We start from the raw sequence: 25873 nt of genomic DNA, 5'->3' as shown, positions 1-25873 counted from the left end.
CAGTAGCCGCTGCAAACACACCCGCAAACCTCTGAAGGCTCGCAGAATTCAATGACGAAACACTCACAACCCACTGATTAAACACAATATTACCACAAGTATGATGGCAGCAAGCAACACCATACTGATTTGCAATTCCTATGTACTTGTCTACAAGTTGTGTTACCAATCCACTGTTGCTAGGGGTCCATATACCACGTCTATTGGCTTCAAGCACCCATGCGATCATTGATTGGAGAGCAAACGCCCCATAGGGTCCTGGGGTGCTGAATCTTGGCGTTAAAAGGTTTTCAGCCATTTGCGTCCATAATTGTTGACTTATAGAATTGCTGGTCACGGCTATTGCAAATGCATTTTTGTACCTTGAAGCATATTCCATCCAACCACTTGGAGAGCTAAGAAGAGAATCCATGTATTTTGGATTAAGGAGCTGGGACCTTATTTCCAATTCAATTTCTTCTTTGATGCTCCTTGTGGCAATAGTATTTTTGTTCCTTATATCTACGAGTGAAGTTTCTGGGTTGCCACCTAATTGCCTTGAGGCTAATAACATTCCACCAAACCAGTCATAGTAGTCGTCTGTGTCGAGCAAACGCCAAGTACTGTCAAGATTCTGTGTCATAAGATCCATATTTTTAAGCAGATACTGGAATGTTCCTTTATTTTGCTGTATACTAATACCAGTAGGTGTTGACTTCCAAGCATATGAAACCCTGGAAAGATAAACATCGGCGAGTTCACTTGTCGCTTCCCATTTTGAAGTGTTGGGTAGAAGATCTGAAACCCCTGTGCCTTCAAGTACAAGTCCTCTAAGACCGAATACTCTGTCAAGGGACTGGCACTCATCATAATGCTTTTTAACATAATTTATGGTGTCATTGGCTGAAGCTGCGAGTTCAACGGCTCTGTTCATCAAGTCGATCCAACCCTGGTATCCTGTGACGGCAGTTACGAAAACATCAATCCTAGGCCTTTGTATTTCCATGCCATCAATGACTATTTTAAGCTCTGATGGGCTCATAAGGACAGGTTCAGGTTTCAAGTCACCATTAGGATTCCAATCAGGCTTCACACCGAGCAAGTATAAGAATTCTGCTATTGCAATGCCGTCAGTCCTTAATAATTCAGTACCCCACATGACCATCCCTACAAGCTCTGGGAACTTTCCATGGGCCTTATAATAGTCTGCGAGTAACTTATCCACGATTTTCTTGGCAGTTTCCCATGCAGCCTTTGTTGGCATCTTCTTTGGGTTAGTAGCATAAAAGTTAACGCCTGTTGGCAATACATCATTCCATGCAGGGTCTCCGGCCAATCCAGGTTCTATAAACCCGCCACTGAGAGCATTTAATAGATTTTGCCATTCCCTATTTGCCCTGATTTTATTTATCGTATCATTTATGAATTCCAAGTCGTTAGCTTCGATCTCCACTGGTATTATACCATTTATTATATTTCTTATCCATTCTTTGGCTGTTTCCTTGATATTTTCCACAGCATTTTCGTAAGATGTGTTCTTGGACATTTCAGAATATCTTAATGCTATTGAAGGGTATAGTTTCTTTTTTACATTTTCGAGGAAATCTGACCTTGAAGATGCTATGGTGAAAACTTCTTCAACAAGCTCTTCTCCACTGAGAATCTTACCGAGACTGTGGAGTCCAAGGGGTATTATGTCATTTTCGATTTCATGTAATCTAAGATGGAGTTCTTCTAAAGCTTGTTTAAAGTCGCTTGAAATGTTAAAGCCCAATTTTGAAGCCTTTGTTTTTATCTCATTTTCAAGTTCAGGGAGTATTTGTAGGTTACCAACTTTCAATGCATTATTGTATTGGTGTATGAGATCATGGATTTCGATGAGGTCCCCGTAGAGGCCACCTTGGACCATCGCAGGGGTCATATGGTCTATTATAAGTGCGTTGCTCCTGTCCTTTGCCACAAGTCCCTCACCGGGATTGGAGACAATATAAGGGTAAATGTTTGGCAAGTTTGTGAGTTGGAATGGCCAGTCTTCCTCTGTTAGTCCTATCATCCGACCTGGGAGCCATTCAAGTGTTCCGTGGGTTCCGAGATGTATCATGGCGTTTGCTTTGAAAGTTTTTTCTATCCATTTGTAGAATGCTATGTATTGGTGGTGTGGTGGCAAGTATGATTCATGGTAATTCTGCACTTCTTCCCATCCGCGGCTTGGCTGTATACCTATGAATATGTTCCCTAGGACTATCCCTGGGATTACTATGGTCTCGTTTATTGTCATCAGTTCCCCGGGTGGCTCTCCCCATTTCATGATAACTTCTTCCCTTAGCTTCGCTGGGAGTTCATTGAACCATTTAAGGTATGTTTCAAGGCTTATGAGTTGTCCATTTTCTTCTAGTATGGGCTTATGCTTTGAAATGTATTGTTCGAGTAGTGGTTTTGCCCATGTACCTTTATTACCAGATTCTACTAATAGTGCATAAAGTTCTTCTGGGGATGGTATGTCTCCTGTGGTGTAACCATTTTCTTTGAGTTTAATGAGTAAATCGTGTAAACTTTGGAAAACGTCTAGGTAGGATGCTGTGAGCCCATCCTTTCCAGGTGGATAATTGTATACTATGATAGCCAATCTTTTTTCACTGTTTTCGACTTCCTTTAGCTTCGCCCATTTATCAGCTATGTCCACTATCTTTTTAACCCCTGGATCTATTGGTATTTCATCCCATGTACTTGTGTCTGTGTATGATACAAGTATTGGTGAAAATACGCCTTCGAAGCTTGGTATTGTAACTTGCCATGTCCATTCATATTGTGCTCCGAGGGGGTTTGTAAGACTTGAATTGTCATATAGTTGCACGCCTTTGATTACTGGGATATTCATCATTGTAAGTTCTCGAAGTGCACCTCCATTAGGGAGGTTGGGATAGTTCAAAGACCAAGAGTATAATGATATTATTGCATTTACGTCTCTTCCAAGAGCTTTGCTAATTACAATTTCTTCTAGGAACGATGTTATAGGTGGATTAGTTGCACCCTGGTATAGGCAGAAGATAGCTCTACCATTTTTTTCAGCTTCCCTGATTATTGCATCAACTACTGGGGATGGTGAGTAGCTTACCACGACAATGAATGGTCCTGTGATGTTCTTTGTCTGATTGTACCATCTTCCAAATTCTTTGTAAAGGTTCATGCGTTGTTCATTTGACCAACTTGTATAATTTTGATCTATCCATTTTAGGCTGTCATAGGGTGGTATCAGTCCAGGATTTGTTTCTATCCAATTTTTTATCTGATCTCTTGTGGGAATGATGCCTGCCACACCATAATCAGGATGATATAATCCCCAGTCCGGGTTTGACATTATTGGACCTTCACCATGTTCAACTGGGTTGTAGTCTGTTTCACCGAGGAGGTAGTAGATGTATTTTATCATGTTTTCGAGGTTTTCTTTTGCTGCTGTTCCAGTTGCAAGGGCCCAGTAACTTGCTATGTAAGTGTTTTCTATGGTGTCTGGTGTGTCATTGGTATCATTTCCTTTGAGGAGGTGTAGTCCGTCGCCTCCATAGGGGTCGGTATCTGTGTCTGTGGGGTAGCCGAATGCTGCTGCTATCATATAATTTTTGTTTGCTGGACTTTTGAGAAGGTATGGGTACCATGAGTCGCCCCAGCCTGTGCCTGGCATTGCCATGTCAAGGTATGCGAAATTCACATATTCTAGTATCCAATCATTGGCTTGGGAGCTGGGATTCCACATATCATGGTATATTATGCGTCTATTGTTTAATGATGCGAGTATCTTCGCTTTTTCCGGCACCGAACTTATGATTGCAATGTCTGGCATGAATGTATGGTTTATTGTGCAAGGGCCATTGATGGTGTATGTGGCCTTCTTGTAAGTGAGATATGATATTTCCAATTCTAGGGGGTTTGTCATGGGAGTGAATCCGATGGTATATTGGCCGTTTTTGTCGGTTTTTGTCTCATTTATGATTATTCCATTGTATTTTATCCTTATGGTTGCATTCTCGACTGGTATGGCATTGTCCAGAGTGGTATATGTTCCATTTGTTTCATTGTAGATTTCTTTGATTTGGCCGTTAACTTCGGCTGCTGATACTGTGTTTATCATGGCGATAGCGACGAAAACTGAGATAATCAAGTTTACTGTTTTCATGCTTTTTTTCACCTCCTTTACCATTTTAATAACAACCAAATATTTAAAGTTTACTTTAAATAATTTAAAGTTAATTTGATATATGTGGTCATCCACTTTAAAAAGAGAACCGATAATATTATTTTGGCTATAAACACATAACCTACTAAGTGAGAAGTTCTTGGAGGGAAGATCAGATGGAGATAAAGGTGGTAGAACTAAAATTTGAGGAGGATATAAATTTCATACTTGGTCAAAGTCATTTTATAAAGACCGTGGAAGACCTCTATGAGGCTATAGTGAATACCGTGCCACATGCAAAATTTGGGATCGCATTCGCAGAAGCATCAGGAGATTGTCTTGTAAGACATGCAGGTAATGATGAAGAATTGGAAGAACTTGCAGCCGACAAAATGCTCGATATAGCTGCTGGACATTCATTCCTCATACTCTTAAAAAATGCTTTCCCAATAAACGTGCTTCAACGCATAAAAGATGTTCCAGAAGTTGTTAACATATTCTGCGCAACAGCCAACCCGGTACAAGTACTCCTAGTTGAAACGCAACAGGGCAGAGGGATCATAGGAGTAATAGATGGTGAAAGCCCACGTAAAATAGAAAAAGAAGAAGATATAATCCAGAGAAAACAATTCCTAAGGAAGATCGGCTACAAATTCTGAAACAAACCATAGTATGGCGAAGTTTTATTTTGAAGTGTGGAATAACAAAATTTTTTTATTGGCTTACACCCCACATATGAGCTCATGAAATTTTTGCAACTTGCAAGAGAAGGAAAAAATAACTGGTGGAGATACCTACTCACCATCATTTTAACAAATCCTGGCATCTCAATAGGTGCAATCATAGGTCTAGTATCAATCTACATCCTATTTGATATCATTAGCATCCTATCAGATCTTACTGGTTTACATCCTCCAATAGGAAAATTCTTCCAAGGATTCGCGGATCTTCTCTCCTATAATATTGTAAGTGCATTCTTGATACTGTTCCTATTCTTCTGCATGGTATTCATCCATAGGAGAGATTTTAAGAGTGTTATAACAGCCCATGAACGCATAAAATGGTATAGGATCCTTAAAGGTTTTGTTGTATGGTTTTCAATGCTTTTAGTATCTCTCATTTTCAGTTTACCAGATCCTAACCTCAAATTCACATTTGATAGGGCAACTTATCCACTACTTTTTATTATAAGCTTAACTATCTTTTTCCAAGCTGGCTTTGAAGAAATTTTCTTCAGAGGATACATCCTACAAGCCTTAAACTTGTCTTTGAAGAAACCCCAACTATCCATTATAATATCCTCTATAATATTTGCCATTGGACACTGGGGAAACCAGCTAACACTCGTGGGTAATTTTAACATCTTCATTGACACATTCATCTTCGCCCTAATAGCGGCAATTATCACAGTATTAGAGGATGGTGTTGAAACAGCCATTGGCATCCACACCGCCAATAACATGTTCTGCGCACTCGTAATAAATGATGGAACATCATCATTCTATGAACCCCTACCATCACTTTTCACCAATTTCTCAACCCCACCCAACCCTATTGAACAACTCTACTATTCAATCCTAATGAACGGAATCCTACTCATAATAATAATACTACCACAAAAATTAAATCTCATAAAAAAGATAACCTTGAAAATAAGAGGGATATTATGGAAAAAGTAGTTTTCACCGCAAACACTAAACTTGAAGTCAACCAGGATATAGTTAAGATAAAGGAAAAACAGAGGGGCACACTATCCATAAAATTCAAAAGCCCAGATAAAAGTGAAATAGAAGAGATAATAGAATTCTTCGAGTCACTTACGGACATGGAACCCCTAACAATGAATATCGCTGATACTGGTGAAATAAAAGCCTACTTCAGAGGGACAGGTTCACTTGATACCATAAAAGAGGATGATAAAACCTTTTACACCTACGAGGCCACCATACAAGAACTTATTGAATAATTACTCACCGGTCAACCTTTCAAATATCTTATAAATATACTCAGGATCCTTGAATACGTGGGTGTTCTCCATCCTAGATAATCTTTTAACGTGTTCAACATCCTCTTTCCTTATTTCAAGCGTTAATACCTTCCCATTTGGTAATCTAGTCTCCGTTTTACCCTCTTCGAAATCTGTTGGCATGATATATACTGGCACTCCAGCTTTTTGCGCCATTATAGCCGCATTTGTGATGAGAGTGTCCGCTATCCTAAGTGATATCTTGGCAACACTATTCGAAGTACAAGGTGCTATAAGAAGAAAATCATATTTACCTAACTGTACTTGACCAGCAAGGAATGGTGAATTAGCACTGATTTCAACCCATTTCTGGTCAAAATTTGCTTCAAGATCCTGATAGAGCCCATAATATTTAACTACCTGATCTCCAGCCTTGGAAATAAAAACTTTAATCAAAACCCTGCCATCATAAATATCCTTGATGTCCTTCATAACCTCATAAGTTTCTATGATCTTATCCCCTGCACCAGTTATACACCAAGCAACATTCAATTTCACAGTTATTATCCCCCCAATATTTTTCCATCCAGTATTTTTATGATTCTGGAGGCTATTGAGGCAACCCGAGGATCATGAGTCACCAACACTATAGTGACATTATGATCCCTATTTAACTCTTTAAGTTTCTTTAATATCTTCTTTTCTGTTTTCGAATCAAGGGATCCTGTAGGCTCATCAGCCAATATTATGGTCGGATCATTAGCAAGAGCCCTTGCAATAGCCACCCTCTGCCTTTCACCCCCAGAAAGCTCCGAAGGGAGCCTATTGACCTTGTCAGAAAGTCCGAGGTACTCGAGCAATTCCATGGCCCTTTCCTCCATCCTATCTTTGTAAGGGCCCTCGAACATTGGTATTTCAACATTTTCAAGCACTGTAAGATTAGGTATGAGATTGTGTAATTGGAAAATAAACCCTATCTCCTGGGCTCTGAAACTGCTCAGATCCTTCTCTTTCATCAAATTTCGCCCGGCAACTTCTATTATCCCTGAGTCAGGCCGATCTAATGCCCCTATCATGTTGAGTAATGTTGATTTACCAGAACCTGAAGGGCCCATGATGGAAATGAATTCTCCTTTCTTTACTTGTAGGTTTATACCATCAAGTGCAATTATCTTACCATCATCAAAAGTTTTTTTAAGGTTTTTTATATTGATTATCATCTCTCTCACTTTTATTCATATCTTAGGGCTTCTGTGGCTTCTAGTCTTGTAGCCCTATATGCTGGGTAGAATCCTCCAAGTATACCCACAAAGATGGCGACAATAAATGCTTTGAGGAAAATACTTAAGCTGTAAACGGGTTTTATGAATCCTCCCATGTTAATGTGGATGAGTATCTGTATGGCTGCCACGCCCATCACAGATCCTACTATGGCTGCGATTAATGTTAGGATTAGGGACTCCCCCAATATCATCATGAGGATCCTCCTGTTCTTCCACCCAACAGCCTTTAGGACTCCAATCTCCCTTGTACGTTCAAAAACAGACATTATCATCGTGTTAACCACACCTACACCCCCTATGATCACTGCTAGGAGTGATATGGCCCAACTTGCAGCGTCAACCGTTTTAAGGCCCTGGTCTACGCTTTGCAAGTCTTCGAGTGATGCTATGGTTGTGAGATTTTCACCATATTTCTCTTCTATTTGTTTTCTAATTTTTTCAATGTTCGCATTTTTTTCCGCTTTAACATATATCATGGTCACTTTATTTTCTTTGTCCTCTATCTCTTGGAGTTTTTTGAGGGATATGAAAGCCCCACCATCTTCTTGTATGTTCCCTGATTCGAATATGCCCACTATTTTGTAGTCTTCCCCTTTTATGCTGATTTTATCCCCTACTGTCTTGTTTAGTTTCTCTGATGCTACTTTCCCTATTATGATCTCGTCCTCTTTTTTGATGCTTCTTCCTACTGTTATTTTTATCTGGCTTAAGGCTATCTTGGATGGGTCTATTCCTATAACTACAAAATATGGGGTATTCTCTATGGGTTGTACTGATGTTAAAACTCCTACAGCTTCTTTAACACCATCCACATTATTCACTTTGTTGATGTAGTCCTCGTCTATTGTGCTTAGGAACATGTCTGATACATTTGATTCCACGATTGTGAAATCCGCTCCACCAGCTTTAAGAGTTTCTTGTGTAGACTCCTTAAGTCCTTCTGTTATTATACCTAGTGCGACAATAGTCGCAATCCCAATAGCTATCCCTATAATAGCCAGGGTACTCCTTATCTTGTTCCTGAAGGGATTCTTCAATATTAGGTGGATGAATTTCATAATATTTCCTCTTTGAATGTTCTCAAGGATTTTGAAAGTGCTGTTGACTCGGCCATGCTAGCCCTTATAAGGATTGCTAATAATATTTCATCTTTGGACGCTCCAAGGCGCTTTGCAACTTTAATATGTGTTTTGAGGCAATGTTCTGAGCCAAGGGCCGCTGCAGCCCCAACTCCTATAAGTTCCTTTGTAACTAGTGGGAGTGCATCATTGGATATTATATTCTCCATTTTATCATAGTATACTTTTAGGGTTTGTGGTTCATCTTCTAGAACTTTGAATATTTCCGGTACGAAGCCGAAGAATTTTTCGAGCCTTCTGTAGGATTTCATCCAATTTCCATCCCCCCGATTTTTTTTGGTAGGATGTTTATTAGAAATGGTTAATAACCATGAGATCATAATTATCAATTGGTGGAGTATTATGGATTATGGTAGTTGGATTATAATAGGGGCTGTGTGTCTTATTGGTGAAATGCTTACAACAAGCTTTTTTCTTTTATGGTTTGGTGTTGGTGCATTCGTTGCAGCGGCGCTCAGCTATTTTGGTTTCAACTTCACAATTCAATTCATAACATTCCTCGTAGTTTCCACAGTTTTGCTTGGTATATCAAGGCCATTTGCCTCCAAGATCTCAAAGGAACCTCAGAGAAGAGCCGTTGCTGACAGACTGATAGGACAAACAGCAATTGTTATAGAAGATTTTGAAGACTATGAGGGCCTTGTTAAATTCGATGGCGAGAAATGGCGCGCTAAATCCCATGATAAGATCAAAAAAGGTGATAAAGTCACCATAAAGGCCATAGATGGTGTTAAACTCATCGTAGAAAAAAAGGATAGTGTGAGGTGATCCATAATGGATCTTCTAAGCATAATAATAGTATTAGTGCTCCTTGTATTAGCATATAAGAGCATAAAAATCTTAAGACCCTATGAAAAGGGTGTTGTCGAAAGACTCGGTAAATATCAGCGGACAGTTGAAAGCGGACTCGTCATGATAATACCCTTCATTGAAAGCATAAAAAAAGTTGACATGCGAGAACAAGTCGTTGACGTACCACCACAAGAAGTTATAACAAAAGATAATACAGTAGTAGTGGTTGACTGCGTAATATTCTATGAGGTTGTCGACCCATTCAACGCAGTATACAACGTAGTTGACTTCTACCAAGCAGTAACGAAACTCGCCCAAACAAACCTCAGAAACATAATAGGCGACCTAGAATTAGATGAAACATTAACATCTAGAGAAATGATAAACGCCCAACTAAGAAAAGTATTAGATGAAGCAACCGACAGATGGGGTACAAGAGTAGTCCGCGTGGAAATACAACGAATAGAACCCCCAAAAGACATCGTAGAAGCCATGTCAAAACAGATGAAAGCAGAGAGGATGAAAAGAGCAGCCATACTAGAAGCGGAAGGGTACAAACAATCAGAGATCAAAAAAGCCGAAGGAGACAAACAAGCAGCCATACTAGAAGCTGAAGGTAAAGCAGAGGCCATAAAAAAAGTCGCTGACGCTGAAAAATACAAGGAAGTGGCCCTGGCAGAAGGACAAGCAAAAGCCATACTCACAATATTCAAATCAATGCACGAAGGCAAACCAACCAACGACATAATAGCATTAAAATACCTAGAAGCCCTTGAAAAAATCGCAGATGGCCAAGCAACAAAAATACTCTTACCAATCGAAACAGCAGGGATCCTAGGCTCAATAGCAGGAATATCAGAATTGTTCAAAGAAACCGAGAAAACCCATAGTACAGAAGAAAAGAATAAATAATACAAAAAACAACATAACAACATTGAGGTGCTGAAAAAATGAAAGAAGATATATTCTATGGTAAGGGAGTAGCTTATGCCAAGAAAGATTACCCAGAAATCTACAAGGCCCTAGTCGAATTAAACGAAGCAGTATACACAGGAAAAGTACTAGATTATAAGACGCAGAAACTAATAGCCCTCGGCATAACAGCAGCAAAATCCGATGACAGAGCAGTTAAAAAACAGATAGAAAGTGCCATAAAAGAATTCGGCGTCACAAAGGATGAAATAGTAGACGTCCTAAGGGTAGTGCTCCTAACATCAGGAAACCCACCATTCACAAAGGCAATGAAAATACTCTACGAAGTACTCGAAGAATAATCCTAGACCCAAGCGATAAGTATTTATAAAGGTAGCTTATAAAATCCACTCTATTACTTTTTATTTTACAATAACAAGGACTACTATAAGCAGGGTATTCACCCCCAATTCACCATTTGGATGTGGCCCCTTAAGGGCTGAACAAAAAAATGAAGGTGAAGAGAATGTACAAGTATATTAGGAAAGCATGGAAAACCCCAAATGAATCATATGTAAGGGAACTCATGTGGGAAAGAGTCCCTAAATGGAGAAGGCAAAAGGCGATCCAGAGAATAGAAAAACCAACCAGACTCGACCGTGCAAGATCCCTCGGTTACAAGGCAAAAAAAGGATTCATAATCGTGAGGACGCGGGTAAGGCGCGGGAGCATGAGAAAAAGCCGATTCAAAGGCGGTAGACGACCCAAAAGGATGGGCGTCAGGAAGATAACAACAAAAAAGAGCCTCAAAAGGATAGCAGAAGAAAGAGTAGCCCGCAAATACCCCAACCTAGAAGTCCTCAACTCATACTGGGTATGGGAAGACGGAAAATACAAATACTACGAAATAATATTAGTCGACCCACACCACCCCAACATAAAAAACGACCCCAGGATAAACTGGATCCGCGAACAAAAAGGAAGAGCATTCAGAGGCCTTACAAGTGAAGGTAAAAAGAACAGAGGCCTTAGAAACAAGGGAAAAGGTGCTGAAAAGGTAAGATGATACATAACATATCCTATAGGGTAATGGTCCATGGAACAGAAGACGAAGAAAAAGTCATCAAAGCATTAAAGAAAATACTACCCACAGCATCCCCCCAAAAAGAAAAACTAGAAGGACACCATGGAAACCCACTAACACTCCTCAAAGGCAAAATAACAGACAAAAAAACAATAAAAGATTTCACAGAGAGGATAAAACCCATACTAGGAAAATTAGACATTGAAAGGCATGTTGACGAAGCAGGCAACCTATTCCTAAGATTGGACAAACAAGGAGCATATAATGGGGAATGGAAACTAGTAAAACATGGAGATTCAATCCATTTAAAACTTAAAATAGAAGCTTATCCAGCCCGTCGAGAAGTGGCTATAAAAAACATCAAGAAACTAATCACATGAAATTTTATGACCTCCACATCCAAGGAGAAAACTTCCAAGAAGACCAGAAATTACTCAAAGAAGCCCAAAGACTAGGTTATAGTGGAGCAGCCATCACATACTCGGACAAATCCTACAAAGAGTCCAAAGAGACGCTCAAAAGGTTAGAGGATGATTTTCAGGATTTTGAGATCATAAAAGCTGTTAATATAAATGCGGAAACTCCAAGGCAATTAAAGAGGAAAGTGGACAAATTCAGAAAAACAGCAGACATCATCATAGTAGAAGGGGGAAACCCAAAGATCAACAGAGCAGCTTGTGAGAACATCAGAGTCGACATCCTATCAAGACCTTACCAAAACAGGAGAGACCCAGGGATAAACCATGTACATGCAAGGGCCGCGGCAGAAAACAATGTAGCAATAGAATTAAACATCAAGGACATTATAACCTCATATTTAAAAGTGCGCACCAGACTATTCGAATACTACAGGGATATAATCAAACTTCACAGAAAATTCCACTTCCCAATTGTGATAACCAGCAGCGCAACATCAACCTATGATCTCAGAACACCAAAGGACACGATAGCCCTTTTTAAATGTATCAACATGAAAGAAAACGAGATCATAGATGCACTATCAACAATTCCAAGATCAATCATAGAATTTAACAGACAAAGGGATTCCATGATAATCCTAGGAGCAAAAATAATCAAATAGGAGGATCCAATGAGATTAAAGATCCTCCCCTCAAGTTTAAGAGAACCCCAAAGATACCTTGCAGTTGAAATCATAAGCGAAAAACCACTAGAAAAAAATGATATAGTATCCATAATATGGAATGCATGTCTCAGATTACATGGAGAATGTGAAACAAGCAAATTCAAACTATGGCTTATAAAGACATGGACGCCCCTAAAAGATGGTGAAAACTACAAACAGAAGTGTATAATAAGATGTAAGCGTGGAGAAGAAGAAAAAGTGAGGGCCGCACTATCTTCCACATATCAACATGACAATAAAAGGGTGGCTCTTCACACCATTGGAATCTCGGGTACAATACGCTCAGCAACACAAAAGTTTATTAAACTTAAATAAGAAAAAGATGATACAAAATTCACTTTTATCCTATATTCACAAAAAATGGATGAGAGGTTATATAAATGCAACCACTTCAAAGCGCAGGATATGATCGGGCCATAACAGTTTTCAGCCCTGATGGTAGGCTATTCCAGGTGGAATATGCGAGGGAGGCTGTTAAAAGAGGCACAACATCACTAGGTGTTAAATCAAAAGATGGTGTAGTGTTAGCGGTTGATAAAAGACCCACAAGTAAACTCGTAGAACCGAAATCAATAGAGAAGATATTCCAAATTGACGAGCATATAGGCGCGGCTACCTCAGGTTTAGTGGCTGATGCAAGGGCTATAATAGAAAAGGCCAGATTAGAAGCTCAGATAAATAGGATAACATACAATGAGCCCATAAGAGTGGAGAGCCTAGCTAAGAAGATATGTGACATGAAACAACTCTACACCCAACACGGTGGTGTGAGACCATTCGGAACAGCCCTAATCATAGGGGGAGTCGATGGAAAGGGATGCAGACTCTTCGAAACAGACCCCAGCGGGGCCCTAATAGAATATAAGGCAACAGCAATAGGAGCCGGAAGACCAATAGCAATGGAAGAATTCGAGAAGAAATACCACGACGATCTAAACCTAGAGGAAGCTATCAACCTAGCCTTGGATGCAATATACGAGGCAACAGAAGGTAAAACCACACCCGAGAGTGTTGAAATCGCAATAATCGATGCAAAAGATAGAAAATATAGGAAACTACCAGATGATGAGATAAAAGACCATGTTGAAGAACTCCTGATAAGGAAGGAAAAGGAGGAAGAGGAGTAAGGATGGTAAGCCTCGAAGATGCTGTTATAGCCCGCTTGGAGTCCCATGGGGAAAGATTCGAAATACTCGTAGACCCTGACCTAGCCGCTGAATTCAGAAAAGACGAATCAAAGGTCAATATAGAGGATATACTAGCAGTCCAAGAAGTGTTCAAGGACGCCAGGAAGGGGGATAAAGCATCCGAGGAAACCATGCGCAAACTTTTTGAAAGTGACGATCCACTCGAAGTCGCCAAGATAATACTCAAAAAAGGGAGCATACAACTCACAGCAGAACAGCGAAGACAGATGATAAAGGACAAACAGAAGAAAATCATTAACAAGATAGCCAGAGAAGCTATAAACCCACAGACAGGTCTCCCACACCCACCAAAGAGGATAGAAAAGGCCATGAAAGAGGCTAAGGTCCATGTTGACCCCTTCAAGACAGTGGATGAACAAGTTAACATAATCCTAAAGGCTATTCGCACTAAGATACCCATAAAATTTGAGAAGGTTAAAGTAGCCATTAAGATCCCCGGCGAAACCGCCGGCCCAGCTTATGGTATCATCTCAAATTTTGGTAAAATACTTGAAGAAGAATGGCAGAAAGACGGCTCATGGATAGCCATCGTGGAAATACCCGGAGGACTCCAGGACAGCTTTTACCAGAAAATGAGTGAAATAACAGGCGGCCAAGTCGAAACAAAACTCCTCAAATAAGCTTCTTTTTCCTCCTATTCTATAAAGTCTAGAAAAGGAGGCATGACTATTTGATACTAGTAAAGGACAAAGACATAGTAGTACCAGGCGAAATATTAGCCAAGAATGACTACTACCCTGGCAGAGGAACATTTAAAGAGAACAATAAAATATGTTCATCCCACGTAGGCCTAGTATCCATAAGAAACAAACAAATAAGCGTCATACCCCTCGTAAGTAAATATATTCCAAAAAGGGGAGATGTCGTCATAGGCGAAATAACTGATATAAGATTTTCAATGTGGGGATTAGATATAAATTCCCCATACTCAGGCTTCTTACCAGCCTCAGAAGTTTTTGGAAAAGAAAAAAGGGGCCTTGAGAACATATTCAATATTGGCGACGTCCTCTTTTTAAAAGTAGTTGATGTTGACGAGGTTAAAAAGGTTAAACTAGGCCTAAAAGGCAGAGGGCTTGGAAAATTCAAAGGAGGAGTCCTAGTCTATATAACACCTAGCAAGGTCCCACGTCTAATCGGTAAAAGAGGATCCATGATAAACATGATAAAAGAGAAAACACGCTGCGATATCGTAGTAGGACAAAACGGAGTAGTATGGGTTAAAGGAGACCCTGAAATGGAGAAAGTGGCCCGAAAAGTCATAATGATGATTGATAGGGAGGCTCACACATCCGGGCTCACTGATAGGGTGAGAGACACCCTCATAGAACTTATAAAATCTGAAAAAGGAAATGAGAAGGTTAAGGGGTGATTATTATCATCACACCAGATGAATTCAAAAGCGTCTCAGAGGCTACTAGAGAAGATGGAAGAGCACCAGATGAAATCCGACCACTAAAAATAGAAGCAGGGATACTAGAAAGGGCAGATGGATCATCATACCTGGAATTGGGTGGTAACAAGATACTAGTAGCGGTATACGGTCCCAGGGAAGCTCAGATAAAAAAACTACAAAGACCAGACAGGGCAGTTATAAGATGCAGATACAACATGGCACCATTCTCAGTAGAGGAAAGAAAAAGACCAGGACCAGACAGAAGATCCGTCGAAATATCCAAGATAACAGCAGAAGCCCTAAGACCGGCCCTAATCTTGGAAAAGTTCCCAAGGTCAGTTATAGACGTTTTCATAGAAGTGCTGGAAGCAGAAGGAGGTACAAGATGCGCGGGTATAACAGCAGCATCAGTAGCGCTTGCAGACGCTGGCATGCCAATGAAAGATATGGTAGTGGCCTGCGCAGCAGGTAAAGTCGATGGTAAAATAGTCCTAGACTTGTCAGAAGAAGAGGATAAACGTGGAGAAGCAGACATGCCAGTAGCCATACTACCACGCAACAAGGAAATAACACTACTACAAAGCGACGGTAACCTCACACAAGAAGAATTCGAAAAAGCCCTAGACCTCGCGATAAAAGGATGCCTAAAAATAAACAAAGTACAAAAAGAAGCCCTAAAAAGAAAATATGGTGAATAAGATGGACATAGTACCCGAGATCACCCGCGAAAATATAATCAACCTCATAAACAAAAAAGAAAGAATTGACGGAAGAGCACTAGACGAATTCAGGGAAATATTCATAGAAACAGGAATTATAACAAAGGCAGAAGGTTCAGCCAGAGTAAAACTCGGCAACACCCAACTAATAGTAGGCATAAAACCACAAATCGGAGAACCATTCCCAGACACACCAAACACGGGCATCATCATAACAAACTCAGAACTACTACCAATGGCATCACCAACATTCGAACCAGGACCACCAGACGAAAGATCAATCGAACTCTCAAGAGTCGTGGACCGCTGCATAAGAGAAAGCAACATGCTCAACCTAGAAAAACTATGCATAGTAGAAGGCAACAGCGTATGGCTACTATTCATAGACCTACACATCATAGACTACGACGGAAACCTATTTGATGCAGCAGTACTGGCAACAGTAGCAGCACTAAGAGACACAAAACTCCCCACAGCAAAAATAGAAGAAGACGAAATAATACTAGATTATGAAAACCTACAACCATTACCACTTGAGGACACAGCACTAATGTGCACATTCGCAAAAATAGGAGACCAGATAATCCTAGACCCCTCCCTAGACGAGGAAGAAATCCTCACAGCAAGACTATCAATAGGAATGCGATCAGACGGCACAATCTGCGCCATGCAAAAAGGAGGGGAAGGATCCCTAACCAAAGAAGACATCCTAAAAGCAATAAACATTACAAAAGAGAAAATACCCCAACTCATAGAAGAACTAGACAAAACCATACCACAAAGCAAGGTGATCTAAAATGGCAAGAACAAAAAAAGTAGGTATCACAGGAAGATTCGGGCCACGCTACGGCAGAAAAGCCAAGAGAGTCGTGAAAAAAATAGAAGAACAGATGAAAAAGAAACACCTCTGCCCATACTGTGACAGGCCCGGAGTCAAAAGAATAAGCACAGGTATATGGAAATGCAGAAAATGCGGGACAACATTCACAGGAGGAGCATACTTACCAACAACCCCAATGGGCAAAACCGCAACACGCCACATAAAAAGAATAACAGGAGGCCAATAAATTGTACAGATGCGCAAAATGCGGAGCCCAAATCGACCTAAAAAAATACATGGAAAACAAATGCCCAAAATGCCGCTACAGAATACTATTCAAAGAAGTCCCACCAGTTAAAAGAACAATAAAAGCAAGATAAATGTTATTAACAACCTCCAGAAAACCCTCACAGCGGACAAGATCGTTCTGCCAAAAACTCAAAAGATCCATGGGATGCCCCTACATAAACAGGGGAAAAATGAACATCCAAGAAATCCTACAAAAAACAATAGAACATGGAGAATCCACATTAGCTATTGTATCAGAAAAACATGGAAACCCCAGCAAAATAACATTCTACAATACAAGAGGACAACAGATAGGATACATGACAATAAATGTGGCAATCCCCAAAAAACTTGAAGCAAAACCAACAAAGAAAATAAAAGGGCCTATAAGGAATATAAGAATACTAAAGGGTCTAATACCCTTCGAAGAGGATTCTGGATGGGATTTCTGGCTTGTGAAACCAGCCTATGGAAAATACGAAATGATAATGGAACTATACCATGAAAAGAAGCCAACAGGATTCAAAATATTCATAAAAAAAATCCAACTAGAGGACTAAAAGTGAAACCCCAAAGGATCCAAGGAGAATTCCAAATACAATTAGAAGAAGGGGCCCATATAATATGGAAAGCAATAAAACCAGAAATAGAAAACTCACCATCTACCAGATCAAAAATGAAAATAAAACTAAAAGATAAGACAATAATCCTAAAAATAGAATCAAAGGATTCAACAGCATTTAGAGCTGCTATGAATTCAACCCTCAGATGGATAAAACTCGCATATGATATAATAAAACTCAAAAAAGGTGATAAATTATGGAACTCCCAAAAAACATCCAACACCAACTAGCCCAATTCCAACAATTACAACAACAAGCACAGGCAATCTCACTACAAAAACAAACAGTAGAAAGACAAATCCAAGAAACCCAAAGAGCACTAGAAGAACTCTCAAAGGCAGAAGAAGACACTGACATATATAGGACCGCAGGCAACCTCCTTATAAAAGCAAAAAAAGAAGAAATAGAAGAAGAACTATCAGACAAACTCGAAACCCTAAAATTGCGCGAAAAAACCATACAAAGACAAGAAGAAAGGGTCATGAAAAAATTACAGGAAATGCAAGTCAACCTACAAGAAGCCATGAAAAGCGCCGGCATAAAACCAGGAGGAGGCGCAACCTAAACATTGGGGTGAAAAACTGTCTTGAAAAAACTAACAAAAAAAGACTCTGAAATAATATCCAATCTTTTATCAACTACGATAGAAAATTTCATCTTCTCAAAAATCCCCAAAAAGGAAATAAGAGACTTGGATATAACCATAATCCTAGATTATGAGGAAGGATTAGACGTTGATATATCCATTGAATTAATCCTTAATGATTTCTCAAAATCCGATCCTAGGATAGTGGAGGAGGCCATTAACCTAGCCTATGAAAAACTCGACCAACACATAAAATAATACTTTCTAGTAGTAATGTATTTATATTATAGAATACCAAAGTGACAGTGTGAAGACTCCCTCCTCTATTATGCCAACACAAAAATCTGAGGGGACACTCCAAAAAAAGATATAACAATCTCATTTCGCTCAAGGTATCCTAAAATGTCCCCTCACCCCTCCCACCCTCTAAACTAATTTTTTAATAAAATTAAAATAGAAAATCTTAAATATAATATCAGACAGAGTACCATTTGTAATAATAAATAGATAAAATATTATGATAATCTTCCCTAACAAATCCCATTTTTTCCCTCCTAACATGCACCTCCCCTCTCCAATGTGTGGGGCGCCACCCCCCCACACAATACAATATAATAGGGGGGGTAAAAGATAATAATTTGATGAAAGCCAGCCCATTCTACAAAAAACTCAATAAGAAAATCCAATGCACACTCTGTGAAAGAAGATGCAAACTCTCAAACGGAGAAAAAGGAACCTGCAGAGTAAGATTCAACAAAAACGGCAAAATATACACACTAACTTATGGGCGGCTAAGTGCAATGGAAAGCAGGCCAATAGAAATAAAACCATTCTACCATTACTGGCCAGGATCAACCTCCCTTACAATAGCAACTTATTCTTGCAATTTCTCATGTCCATGGTGCCAAAACTATCAACTTTCAAGAAGCCTACCACTGGGAGCTTCATATACACCCCCAGAGGCTGTTGTGAAAAAAGCCCTCAAAAACCATGATGAAGGCTTGTGCCTCAGCTTCCAAGAACCAACACTATTAACAGAATATGCCATTGACCTTTTCAAAATTGGAAGAGAACATGGACTCTACGGGTGCTATGTCTCCAATGGTTACATGACAAAAAAAGCATTAAAAGCTTTGATAAAAGCTGGGCTCACAGGATTAAACATAGACATAAAAGGTGGAGAAACCACCTACAAAAAATACTGCGACAACATAGACGTATACAAGATCTGGAGAAACGTTAAAATAGCCATAGATAATAGCATCCATGTTGAAATCATAAGTCTCATTATCACTGGGGTGAACGAAAACGACGTAGATTGGATAATAGAAAATCACTTGAAATTTGCGGGTGAAGACACGCCACTACATTTCACAAGGTATTATCCAAGATACAAGTTCATGAACCCTGCAACTAGGATAGAAGTGCTCGAAGAATCTGTAGAGAAGGCCAGGAAAGAGGGTGTAAAATATGTGTATATTGGTAATGTGCCTGGTCACAAATATGAAAATACCTATTGTCCAGAATGTGGAAAGCTCATAATAAGACGGTTTTCTTATGAGATTTTAGACTACAGGATTGAAAATGGTAAATGCCCATGGTGCGGGCAAGAAATAAAAATATATGGTCGATACGTTCCTAAATGTGCTATTTGATCCCTTACTTTATGGTAATGTCCTTAGGGGGACAGAATTCATTTTTGCATTATTTTAAATTATGGGGGGCTGAAGCATGAGAAAATTATGAGGATTCAATAAAAAAGTTATTAATATTTTTTTATTTCTTAAGCCTTTGTAATATTATTTCTGATATATTATTATACTATTTTTATAGTATCTTAAAATTAGTAATACTTTTTTAGTAAAATATATAAACCATGAAAGGGGTAAACAACAGATAGAAAAAAATGGGGGTGAACCATATTAGATCGAAAAGTGAACAAATCTTGTTCCTAGCCCTCCTATTTCTGATAGCAGTTTCATTGACGGGATCATCCTATGCAGACAATTACGTAGGTGGCAAACCCCTAGAAACTGTACAACAGGGCAATGTAACCGGGGACGTTGCAGTAGACTCTTACTACGGCTTCAATGCAACCGATCCATATAATGTTACATACACTTTCAACTATACAATACCAGCAAATGCACAAATCAAAAATGCAACACTCTACGTGCTAGTATATTCAGGGCACATGCAAGAAGCACGGCAAACATACATCAACGTAACATACAATGGACACCTACTAGACAACCAATCACTCAACACAACCTATAACTACCCCATTAATGGTGGGAACAATAACACTTGGATACTAGGCCCAGGACACGACAACGACCCATACCTAATGGTAAACAATCATATAATGCGTGTAACAAGCGACTACCTACTATGGTATGACGTAACAGGACTAACAAATACGAGTAATTGGGCTAACGTATGCACCACCGGCTCCTATGATGGCAGAATAAAACTCATAACGTTGGTTGTGGCTTACAACCTTCCAGGGAGCACAACAGGGACAAGGTACTGGATCAACTTTGGACATGATGTAAGCAGCTACAATGACGAAGAGTACACAGGAGAAACATACTTTACGGGAGCAATACAAGGAACTGTCCGGGATGCCACGCTGATGATAGTGCATGCTGCAAGTCAAGACGGAATCTATACCTATAATGACCAGAACCTACCAAACGGCACATACGAAAGGCGAGGAACATACAGCGGATACGAAATATGGAACGTCACAAACCTCTACAATAACACATCCAACAAATTCACATACCACAAAAGCCCAGGAACAGGACTATCAGGCTACTATAAGATCATCCTAGCAATCCAGAAAGTCACATACACGCCAAATATTGATTTAAGATTCCAGCTTGTTGGTGTCACAGGTGGTACAGCATTCGCATTACAAAACAATACAATAACCTGCACAATCAGAAACAATGGAACGGGAACATCACCACCAACAATACTACACCTATACGCCAATGATGAATTAGTTGCAACTGCAACCATACCATCCATAGGACCCAACACTAACATAAACGTCAACATAACCGATCCTACGATAAGACCCGCCACAGCCCAAACACGCTATGGTAACAATAACCAAAACGTAACTTACAGGTTAGTCATAGACCCGTACAATGAAATTCCAGAAACCGACGAAATAAACAACCAATACACGAGGACGGTTCCAATACTATACAATGGATACAAGGGTAAAAGATGGGCTTACAACGGTTCAGACATCACAACAAAGCTTGTATACGATCTCAATGGTGGCATAGCATATTATGCACAGCCAGACACAACATATGCTAGTGGAACAAGCGGATGGTCAAATTACACAGTAATATTTAACGGGACACAACCCAGCATACCAGAAAATGCAACACCCATTGAAGTATGGTTATATGTACCATACAATTGGGATAACAAGGGCATAGAACCAGAAGAGGGCGCGGCACTAACATACCTCACAATACAGTTTAACAACGCCGTATTCCAACCAGGAAACTATACAAGATGGTACTGGGATCAATCAAACTTCGGAGGCTATCCAACTTATAAATATGGTCTTCTCGTCTACAATGTAACAGAATATTATCTTAAGAACCAGGATAACATCGTGAATGTTACATTATCAGTACCAGCATCAGGGAGTACGCACACACTCAGCATGTACCCATTCACACTCTTAGTAATCTACAACGACACGACAGCGCCAAGAAGACAAATATTCATTGCAGAAGAAGCCGATATTCTATTATTAGGTTCAACATATGGAACAAACCTTGATGAAACAATGGCATACACCATATTCAACGGCCCAGAAATCAACCTAGAAAAGGTTGTGAACGCCACATATTATGCATGGGCGGGTAACGCCGGACCCAACGAAGGAAACGTATACTTCAACACTGAAACCCTAGGATTGAACGTATGGCAAGGAAACAGCAAAACAGCATACCCAGAAGTATTCAATGTAACAGGAAAACTCCAACCAAATAATAACATAGCAATCATACAAGGAACAGATTCCGGTGGCATGCTAGCACTACTACAAATCCTCGTAGTAGAATATAAAACGGAAACGGTGGCTAATTTCACTGCAAACCCAACAATTGGAGTTATCCCATTAACGGTGCAATTCCAGGATCTCTCAAAGGGGGCCTTCGAATGGTTCTGGGATTTTGGTGATGGTACAAATAGTACAGAACAAAACCCAACCCATACTTACACCCAACCAGGAACATACACCGTAACACTCACAGTAAAGGGTCCAGGAGGAGAAGACACACTAACAAGACAAGACTACATAACAGTTGCAAGGGTTATGAATTTAGAAACCAACAAGACTTTCAGCAAAATTCAAGATGCCATAAACGATGCCGCTACACAGAATGGTCACACAATACTTGTAGGTGAGGGCAACTACACAGAAAACATAAGCCTAACAAAATCTTTAATATTAAAAGCCAATGGTATCGTGACCATCATCGCAAGCAGCACAGGGAACCATGTCATCAAAGTAAATGCTAATGATACGCGAATTGAAGGCTTCATAATTACAGGGGCCACTGGTACTGGCGTCGCGGGCATATTAGTTGATGGATATGACAGGTGCACATTAATCAACAATACTGTCATTAACAACTACTACGGTATCAGATTAGTGAATGCTGAAGCTTGCACGCTCCGCAACAACAGTTTATTAAATAACACGCGCAACTTCGGAGTCTTCACAAAATTTGTAGAAGATATTGACACGAGTAACACCATCAACGGAAAACCAATATACTATCTAATGAATGTCCAAGATATGACATTCACAGAGGATGTGGGGTTCATTGGCCTAGTGAATGCTACGAACATCACAATAAAAAATATTAGCATTTCAAATTCACAAGAGGGCATATTACTGGTCAATACAACCAATTCTCGCATTGAAAACGTAACATTAACCCAAAACAGGTTCGGCGCATACCTCTACAATTGTACCATGATAACAATCAAGGATAGCACAATAACAGACATTGACAGCTCAGCCATAATATTCCTCCAACCAACCACTGACAACACAATAGAAAATAACATTATAAGAAACTGTACCAACGCCATATACTTCTACGACGGTGGAACAAATAACAGAATAACATGCAATAACATCACTTCTGGCAGTTATGGTATATATGCATACGGAGACGGCAACAGTACAATAGCATACAATAACATTACTTCTGGTGGTTTGATTGTATATGGTACAAACAACACCATAACAAACAATATAGTAAACCCAGGTACAACCAGGTCAGTTATAGCAATATATGGTAGCAATAGCTTCGTAGCCAACAACACAGTCTATGTGGCAGACAAAAGTGGAATCCGCGTTGAAAGCGGGGGTAACCATACAATAGTAGCTAACACATTAATAGGTACAAACAAACAAGGACAAGGCATCGTGTCACTAAACAATGACACAGTACAAAACAACATAATAACAAACTGTGATTATGGAATATGGCTATTCAACGCCAGAAATTGTACAATAACAGGAAACAATGTCACAGGATGCAATTATGGAATCTACGTGACAAGTGGGGGTAATCATACCATCACAGACAACATCATCAAGGAAAACACAAAAGGTATCAGACTAACAGGCACCGGAATCGGCGCCAGCACAGGAAACCTATTATACAATAACTACTTCATAAATAATACAAACCAGACAGAAGGAGATCCAAGCAACAACAATTGGAACACTACTGATAAAGGTAACTATTGGTCAGACTACACAGGAGACGACACCAACGGGGATGGAATAGGAGACATACCATACCAACAAGACCAGAAGCCATTGATCGTTGATCTCATGATCGAGAACCTCACACTAACAGATAATAGCATACAAGTAAGAATCAAAAATAATGGCAAAGCAGATCTCACACTAATAGACCCCACTACTACTTTCACAGTTAAAATAACCTACGACACCCAAGAATACTTACACCACATAAACCCACTACCACCTGGAGAATCACAAATACTCACACAAGATATCAATATCGGCCTGGGAGATCACACAATCATTGCAAATATCCTATACAATGAAACAACACATTACCTAGAAAATACGAACATAAGAGACGCTAACATCGCCAACAACCTTGTAAACATGCCCTTAACACTGCAAAGAGATCTTAAAATTACCAATATAAGTTATAATCCAAGCAACGCGGCCGGACACCGTGAACTTTTCGCTAATGAACCTAACGAGATCGTAATAACAGTATTTAATGAAGGGAACCTTTACGCGGGCCAATTCAAAGTGAAACTCATAATAGGTAATTATAACATTACAAAGACACTACCAGGATTAGCTGACAATTCAAGTGTCAATGTAACATTTAATGGTTTCATACCAACACTAGTAGGATCCGTAACCATTAACGCCATAATAGACAGTGACAATGAAGTTGAAGAAACCAACGAAACCAATAACATCTATGAGGCAACAAGAACGGTCTACTACAATGGATACAAAGGTAAGAGATACACCGGAGGAGAAGACATAAACACAGTACTAATCTTAGAAGGCAAATTCAGACTAATCTATTCAGTTGGTAATTCAACATATCGTGGAAGCGGTTCAAGTAACTGGCAAAATCCATATATCGTTACATGGACCCCAACAGATCTACCAATACCTGAAGGGGCTACAATCAAGGAAGCTAGATTGTATCAACCCTACACATGGAATACGGTAGGTGGAATCCCAGATTTCGCTGCCACATTCAACCAACAAATCATAAACCCTGTAGCACATTACAATGACACCAAGGGTTACGGATCATATGATTACCCAAGCGGACTCCTCGTATATAATGTTACAAGCCTCTTCAAGGCAGGTGAAAATAACACACTAACCTTAACAGCCGGACCCAACACAACAACAGCACTATACGGATCATATCTCATAGTAGTCTACGAACACACAAGCGAAACAGTTAAAAGGATCTGGATAAACGAAGAAACAGACATGCTATACAGCAGAACAGACTATGGCGTAAACGATACAGAAGCAACGGCATATGCAATATTCAACAACATAAACACGGAGATGGTAAAAAACGCCACCATAATAAACGTTCTAGCATCAGCAAACGAAGCCAACAAAAGCAAATTCTACTTCAACAACCAGGAATACATTGGATTCTGGCAAGATTATCTAACAGGGCCACAAATAGGATTCAGCACTTACAACATAAAACAAGCCATCCAACAAGGAACAAACATAGCCAGAATACAAAGTTACAACAACGGAAGCAACGGAGACAACATGGTCGCCCTAGGAAGCATCCTAATCCTAGAATATGAACCACCAGTAGCCAATTTCACAGCCAACCCAACAGAAGGAATAACTCCACTAACAGTACAATTCCAGGATCTCTCAGAGGGAGCCGTCGAATGGTTCTGGGATTTTGGTGATGGTACAAATAGTACAGAACAAAACCCAACCCATACTTACACCCAACCAGGAACATACACCGTAACACTCACAGTAAAGGGTCCAGGAGGAGAAAACACACTAACAAGACAAGACTACATAACAGCCTACAAAGGCCCAGAATTCACCCTAGAAAACCTTACCGTGACACCAGAATCTGGCTTGGCACCATTAAGTATTATAGTGAGGGTTAATGTCACGAACAGTGGTGATGTTGCAGGTGATTACACAGTCCAACTTA

The 25873-nt window shown here is 39.8% G+C and carries 28 protein-coding genes; 23 read left to right on the top strand and 5 right to left on the bottom strand.

The features are described from left to right. Window positions 1-4150 (bottom strand): cobaltochelatase subunit CobN (locus QFX38_07975; protein ID MDI9624806.1); only part of this gene is annotated, 4150 nt, incomplete at its 3' end. Between the two features lie 176 nt (window positions 4151-4326). Here QFX38_07975 and QFX38_07970 point away from each other — a divergent pair. From QFX38_07970 to QFX38_07960, 3 genes are all read left to right on the top strand, one after another. Continuing rightward, window positions 4327-4809: an adenosine-specific kinase gene (locus tag QFX38_07970; protein MDI9624805.1), complete on the top strand. Its 483-nt coding sequence runs from the start codon at window positions 4327-4329 to the stop codon at window positions 4807-4809. A gap of 84 nt (window positions 4810-4893) precedes the next feature. Beyond that, window positions 4894-5829 (top strand): CPBP family intramembrane metalloprotease, encoded by a 936-nt coding sequence (locus QFX38_07965; protein MDI9624804.1) that lies wholly within the window; start codon window positions 4894-4896, stop codon window positions 5827-5829. After that, window positions 5817-6116: a hypothetical protein gene (locus QFX38_07960; GenBank protein ID MDI9624803.1), complete on the top strand. Its 300-nt coding sequence runs from the start codon at window positions 5817-5819 to the stop codon at window positions 6114-6116. Before QFX38_07965 ends, QFX38_07960 begins: the two co-directional genes overlap by 13 nt. Here QFX38_07960 and afpA read toward each other — a convergent pair whose 3' ends face one another. From afpA to QFX38_07940, 4 genes are read right to left on the bottom strand one after another with little or no spacing between them, the layout of a single operon-like run. Next, window positions 6117-6680, bottom strand: a complete 564-nt coding sequence (gene afpA, locus QFX38_07955; GenBank protein ID MDI9624802.1) for an archaeoflavoprotein AfpA — start codon at window positions 6678-6680, stop codon at window positions 6117-6119. Beyond that, the gene (locus QFX38_07950) at window positions 6680-7336 is read right to left on the bottom strand and encodes an ABC transporter ATP-binding protein (GenBank protein ID MDI9624801.1); all 657 of its coding nucleotides are present in this window, start codon (window positions 7334-7336) and stop codon (window positions 6680-6682) included. Before QFX38_07950 ends, afpA begins: the two co-directional genes overlap by 1 nt. An 11-nt stretch (window positions 7337-7347) precedes the next feature. After that, window positions 7348-8457 (bottom strand): ABC transporter permease, encoded by a 1110-nt coding sequence (locus QFX38_07945; protein ID MDI9624800.1) that lies wholly within the window; start codon window positions 8455-8457, stop codon window positions 7348-7350. Continuing rightward, complete coding sequence (locus tag QFX38_07940) at window positions 8454-8789, bottom strand: carboxymuconolactone decarboxylase family protein (protein ID MDI9624799.1); 336 nt, start codon at window positions 8787-8789, stop codon at window positions 8454-8456. Before QFX38_07940 ends, QFX38_07945 begins: the two co-directional genes overlap by 4 nt. Window positions 8790-8880: 91 nt before the next feature. On the opposite strand from QFX38_07940, the gene QFX38_07935 reads away from it, so the two are divergent. From QFX38_07935 to QFX38_07840, 20 genes are all read left to right on the top strand, one after another. Beyond that, window positions 8881-9306, top strand: coding sequence for an NfeD family protein (locus tag QFX38_07935; protein ID MDI9624798.1), 426 nt, complete (start codon window positions 8881-8883; stop codon window positions 9304-9306). A gap of 6 nt (window positions 9307-9312) precedes the next feature. Next, window positions 9313-10242, top strand: coding sequence for an SPFH domain-containing protein (locus QFX38_07930; protein MDI9624797.1), 930 nt, complete (start codon window positions 9313-9315; stop codon window positions 10240-10242). Between the two features lie 38 nt (window positions 10243-10280). After that, the gene (locus QFX38_07925) at window positions 10281-10604 is read left to right on the top strand and encodes a carboxymuconolactone decarboxylase family protein (GenBank protein ID MDI9624796.1); all 324 of its coding nucleotides are present in this window, start codon (window positions 10281-10283) and stop codon (window positions 10602-10604) included. Between the two features lie 164 nt (window positions 10605-10768). Beyond that, window positions 10769-11308 (top strand): 50S ribosomal protein L15e, encoded by a 540-nt coding sequence (locus tag QFX38_07920; GenBank protein MDI9624795.1) that lies wholly within the window; start codon window positions 10769-10771, stop codon window positions 11306-11308. Beyond that, window positions 11305-11706, top strand: a complete 402-nt coding sequence (locus QFX38_07915; protein MDI9624794.1) for an RNA-binding domain-containing protein — start codon at window positions 11305-11307, stop codon at window positions 11704-11706. Before QFX38_07920 ends, QFX38_07915 begins: the two co-directional genes overlap by 4 nt. Next, a complete protein-coding gene (locus QFX38_07910; protein ID MDI9624793.1) occupies window positions 11703-12407 on the top strand; it encodes an RNase P subunit p30 family protein in 705 nt (234 codons plus the stop codon). The genes QFX38_07915 and QFX38_07910 overlap by 4 nt, the downstream gene beginning before the upstream one ends. A gap of 9 nt (window positions 12408-12416) precedes the next feature. Further along, complete coding sequence (locus QFX38_07905) at window positions 12417-12785, top strand: Rpp14/Pop5 family protein (GenBank protein MDI9624792.1); 369 nt, start codon at window positions 12417-12419, stop codon at window positions 12783-12785. 65 nt (window positions 12786-12850) lie between these two features. Then, entirely contained in the window at window positions 12851-13597 is a 747-nt protein-coding gene (gene psmA, locus QFX38_07900) for an archaeal proteasome endopeptidase complex subunit alpha (protein ID MDI9624791.1), read from the top strand. Between the two features lie 2 nt (window positions 13598-13599). Beyond that, window positions 13600-14298: a ribosome assembly factor SBDS gene (locus QFX38_07895; GenBank protein ID MDI9624790.1), complete on the top strand. Its 699-nt coding sequence runs from the start codon at window positions 13600-13602 to the stop codon at window positions 14296-14298. A 50-nt stretch (window positions 14299-14348) separates the two neighbouring features. Further along, a complete protein-coding gene (gene rrp4 / locus QFX38_07890) occupies window positions 14349-15047 on the top strand; it encodes an exosome complex RNA-binding protein Rrp4 (protein ID MDI9624789.1) in 699 nt (232 codons plus the stop codon). Beyond that, window positions 15044-15769 (top strand): exosome complex exonuclease Rrp41, encoded by a 726-nt coding sequence (gene rrp41, locus QFX38_07885; protein ID MDI9624788.1) that lies wholly within the window; start codon window positions 15044-15046, stop codon window positions 15767-15769. The genes rrp4 and rrp41 overlap by 4 nt, the downstream gene beginning before the upstream one ends. A gap of 1 nt (window position 15770) precedes the next feature. Next, complete coding sequence (gene rrp42 / locus QFX38_07880; protein ID MDI9624787.1) at window positions 15771-16586, top strand: exosome complex protein Rrp42; 816 nt, start codon at window positions 15771-15773, stop codon at window positions 16584-16586. A gap of 1 nt (window position 16587) precedes the next feature. Then, window positions 16588-16857 (top strand): 50S ribosomal protein L37Ae, encoded by a 270-nt coding sequence (gene rpl37A, locus QFX38_07875; GenBank protein ID MDI9624786.1) that lies wholly within the window; start codon window positions 16588-16590, stop codon window positions 16855-16857. A gap of 1 nt (window position 16858) precedes the next feature. Then, the gene (locus QFX38_07870) at window positions 16859-16990 is read left to right on the top strand and encodes a DNA-directed RNA polymerase subunit P (GenBank protein ID MDI9624785.1); all 132 of its coding nucleotides are present in this window, start codon (window positions 16859-16861) and stop codon (window positions 16988-16990) included. Continuing rightward, window positions 16991-17458: a ribosomal biosynthesis protein gene (locus QFX38_07865; GenBank protein MDI9624784.1), complete on the top strand. Its 468-nt coding sequence runs from the start codon at window positions 16991-16993 to the stop codon at window positions 17456-17458. It begins immediately after the preceding gene. A 2-nt stretch (window positions 17459-17460) separates the two neighbouring features. Then, window positions 17461-17751 carry a KEOPS complex subunit Pcc1 gene (locus QFX38_07860; GenBank protein ID MDI9624783.1) on the top strand — a complete coding sequence of 97 codons (291 nt, stop codon included), beginning with the start codon at window positions 17461-17463 and terminating at the stop codon, window positions 17749-17751. After that, window positions 17718-18086, top strand: a complete 369-nt coding sequence (locus QFX38_07855) for a prefoldin subunit beta (GenBank protein ID MDI9624782.1) — start codon at window positions 17718-17720, stop codon at window positions 18084-18086. The genes QFX38_07860 and QFX38_07855 overlap by 34 nt, the downstream gene beginning before the upstream one ends. Window positions 18087-18107: 21 nt before the next feature. Beyond that, entirely contained in the window at window positions 18108-18365 is a 258-nt protein-coding gene (locus QFX38_07850; GenBank protein ID MDI9624781.1) for a DUF3194 domain-containing protein, read from the top strand. A gap of 383 nt (window positions 18366-18748) precedes the next feature. Beyond that, the gene (gene amrS / locus QFX38_07845; GenBank protein ID MDI9624780.1) at window positions 18749-19762 is read left to right on the top strand and encodes an AmmeMemoRadiSam system radical SAM enzyme; all 1014 of its coding nucleotides are present in this window, start codon (window positions 18749-18751) and stop codon (window positions 19760-19762) included. Window positions 19763-20052: 290 nt separating this feature from the next. Next, a partial coding sequence (locus QFX38_07840; protein MDI9624779.1) for a DUF3344 domain-containing protein occupies window positions 20053-25873 on the top strand: 5821 nt, incomplete at its 3' end.

This window comes from Methanothermobacter sp. (genome assembly GCA_030055615.1).
Lineage (GTDB): Archaea > Methanobacteriota > Methanobacteria > Methanobacteriales > DSM-23052 > Methanothermobacter_A.
Note: the sequence above shows the minus strand (reverse complement) of the source record. Positions and strands in the feature narration are given on the sequence as shown.

What these genes read in the sequence shown, in the direction of transcription:
- QFX38_07925 (MDI9624796.1), top strand. Translation starts at nt 10,281, where the DNA reads ATGAAAGAAGATATATTCTATGGTAAGGGAGTAGCTTATGCCAAGAAA.
- amrS (MDI9624780.1), top strand. Translation starts at nt 18,749, where the DNA reads ATGAAAGCCAGCCCATTCTACAAAAAACTCAATAAGAAAATCCAATGC.
- QFX38_07945 (MDI9624800.1), bottom strand. Translation starts at nt 8,457, where the DNA reads ATGAAATTCATCCACCTAATATTGAAGAATCCCTTCAGGAACAAGATA.
- QFX38_07960 (MDI9624803.1), top strand. Translation starts at nt 5,817, where the DNA reads ATGGAAAAAGTAGTTTTCACCGCAAACACTAAACTTGAAGTCAACCAG.
- QFX38_07935 (MDI9624798.1), top strand. Translation starts at nt 8,881, where the DNA reads ATGGATTATGGTAGTTGGATTATAATAGGGGCTGTGTGTCTTATTGGT.
- QFX38_07915 (MDI9624794.1), top strand. Translation starts at nt 11,305, where the DNA reads ATGATACATAACATATCCTATAGGGTAATGGTCCATGGAACAGAAGAC.
- rpl37A (MDI9624786.1), top strand. Translation starts at nt 16,588, where the DNA reads ATGGCAAGAACAAAAAAAGTAGGTATCACAGGAAGATTCGGGCCACGC.
- QFX38_07930 (MDI9624797.1), top strand. Translation starts at nt 9,313, where the DNA reads ATGGATCTTCTAAGCATAATAATAGTATTAGTGCTCCTTGTATTAGCA.
- QFX38_07865 (MDI9624784.1), top strand. Translation starts at nt 16,991, where the DNA reads ATGTTATTAACAACCTCCAGAAAACCCTCACAGCGGACAAGATCGTTC.
- QFX38_07950 (MDI9624801.1), bottom strand. Translation starts at nt 7,336, where the DNA reads ATGATAATCAATATAAAAAACCTTAAAAAAACTTTTGATGATGGTAAG.
- psmA (MDI9624791.1), top strand. Translation starts at nt 12,851, where the DNA reads ATGCAACCACTTCAAAGCGCAGGATATGATCGGGCCATAACAGTTTTC.
- QFX38_07910 (MDI9624793.1), top strand. Translation starts at nt 11,703, where the DNA reads ATGAAATTTTATGACCTCCACATCCAAGGAGAAAACTTCCAAGAAGAC.
- QFX38_07895 (MDI9624790.1), top strand. Translation starts at nt 13,600, where the DNA reads ATGGTAAGCCTCGAAGATGCTGTTATAGCCCGCTTGGAGTCCCATGGG.
- rrp42 (MDI9624787.1), top strand. Translation starts at nt 15,771, where the DNA reads ATGGACATAGTACCCGAGATCACCCGCGAAAATATAATCAACCTCATA.
- QFX38_07920 (MDI9624795.1), top strand. Translation starts at nt 10,769, where the DNA reads ATGTACAAGTATATTAGGAAAGCATGGAAAACCCCAAATGAATCATAT.
- QFX38_07905 (MDI9624792.1), top strand. Translation starts at nt 12,417, where the DNA reads ATGAGATTAAAGATCCTCCCCTCAAGTTTAAGAGAACCCCAAAGATAC.
- QFX38_07970 (MDI9624805.1), top strand. Translation starts at nt 4,327, where the DNA reads ATGGAGATAAAGGTGGTAGAACTAAAATTTGAGGAGGATATAAATTTC.
- QFX38_07965 (MDI9624804.1), top strand. Translation starts at nt 4,894, where the DNA reads ATGAAATTTTTGCAACTTGCAAGAGAAGGAAAAAATAACTGGTGGAGA.
- QFX38_07855 (MDI9624782.1), top strand. Translation starts at nt 17,718, where the DNA reads ATGGAACTCCCAAAAAACATCCAACACCAACTAGCCCAATTCCAACAA.
- QFX38_07940 (MDI9624799.1), bottom strand. Translation starts at nt 8,789, where the DNA reads ATGAAATCCTACAGAAGGCTCGAAAAATTCTTCGGCTTCGTACCGGAA.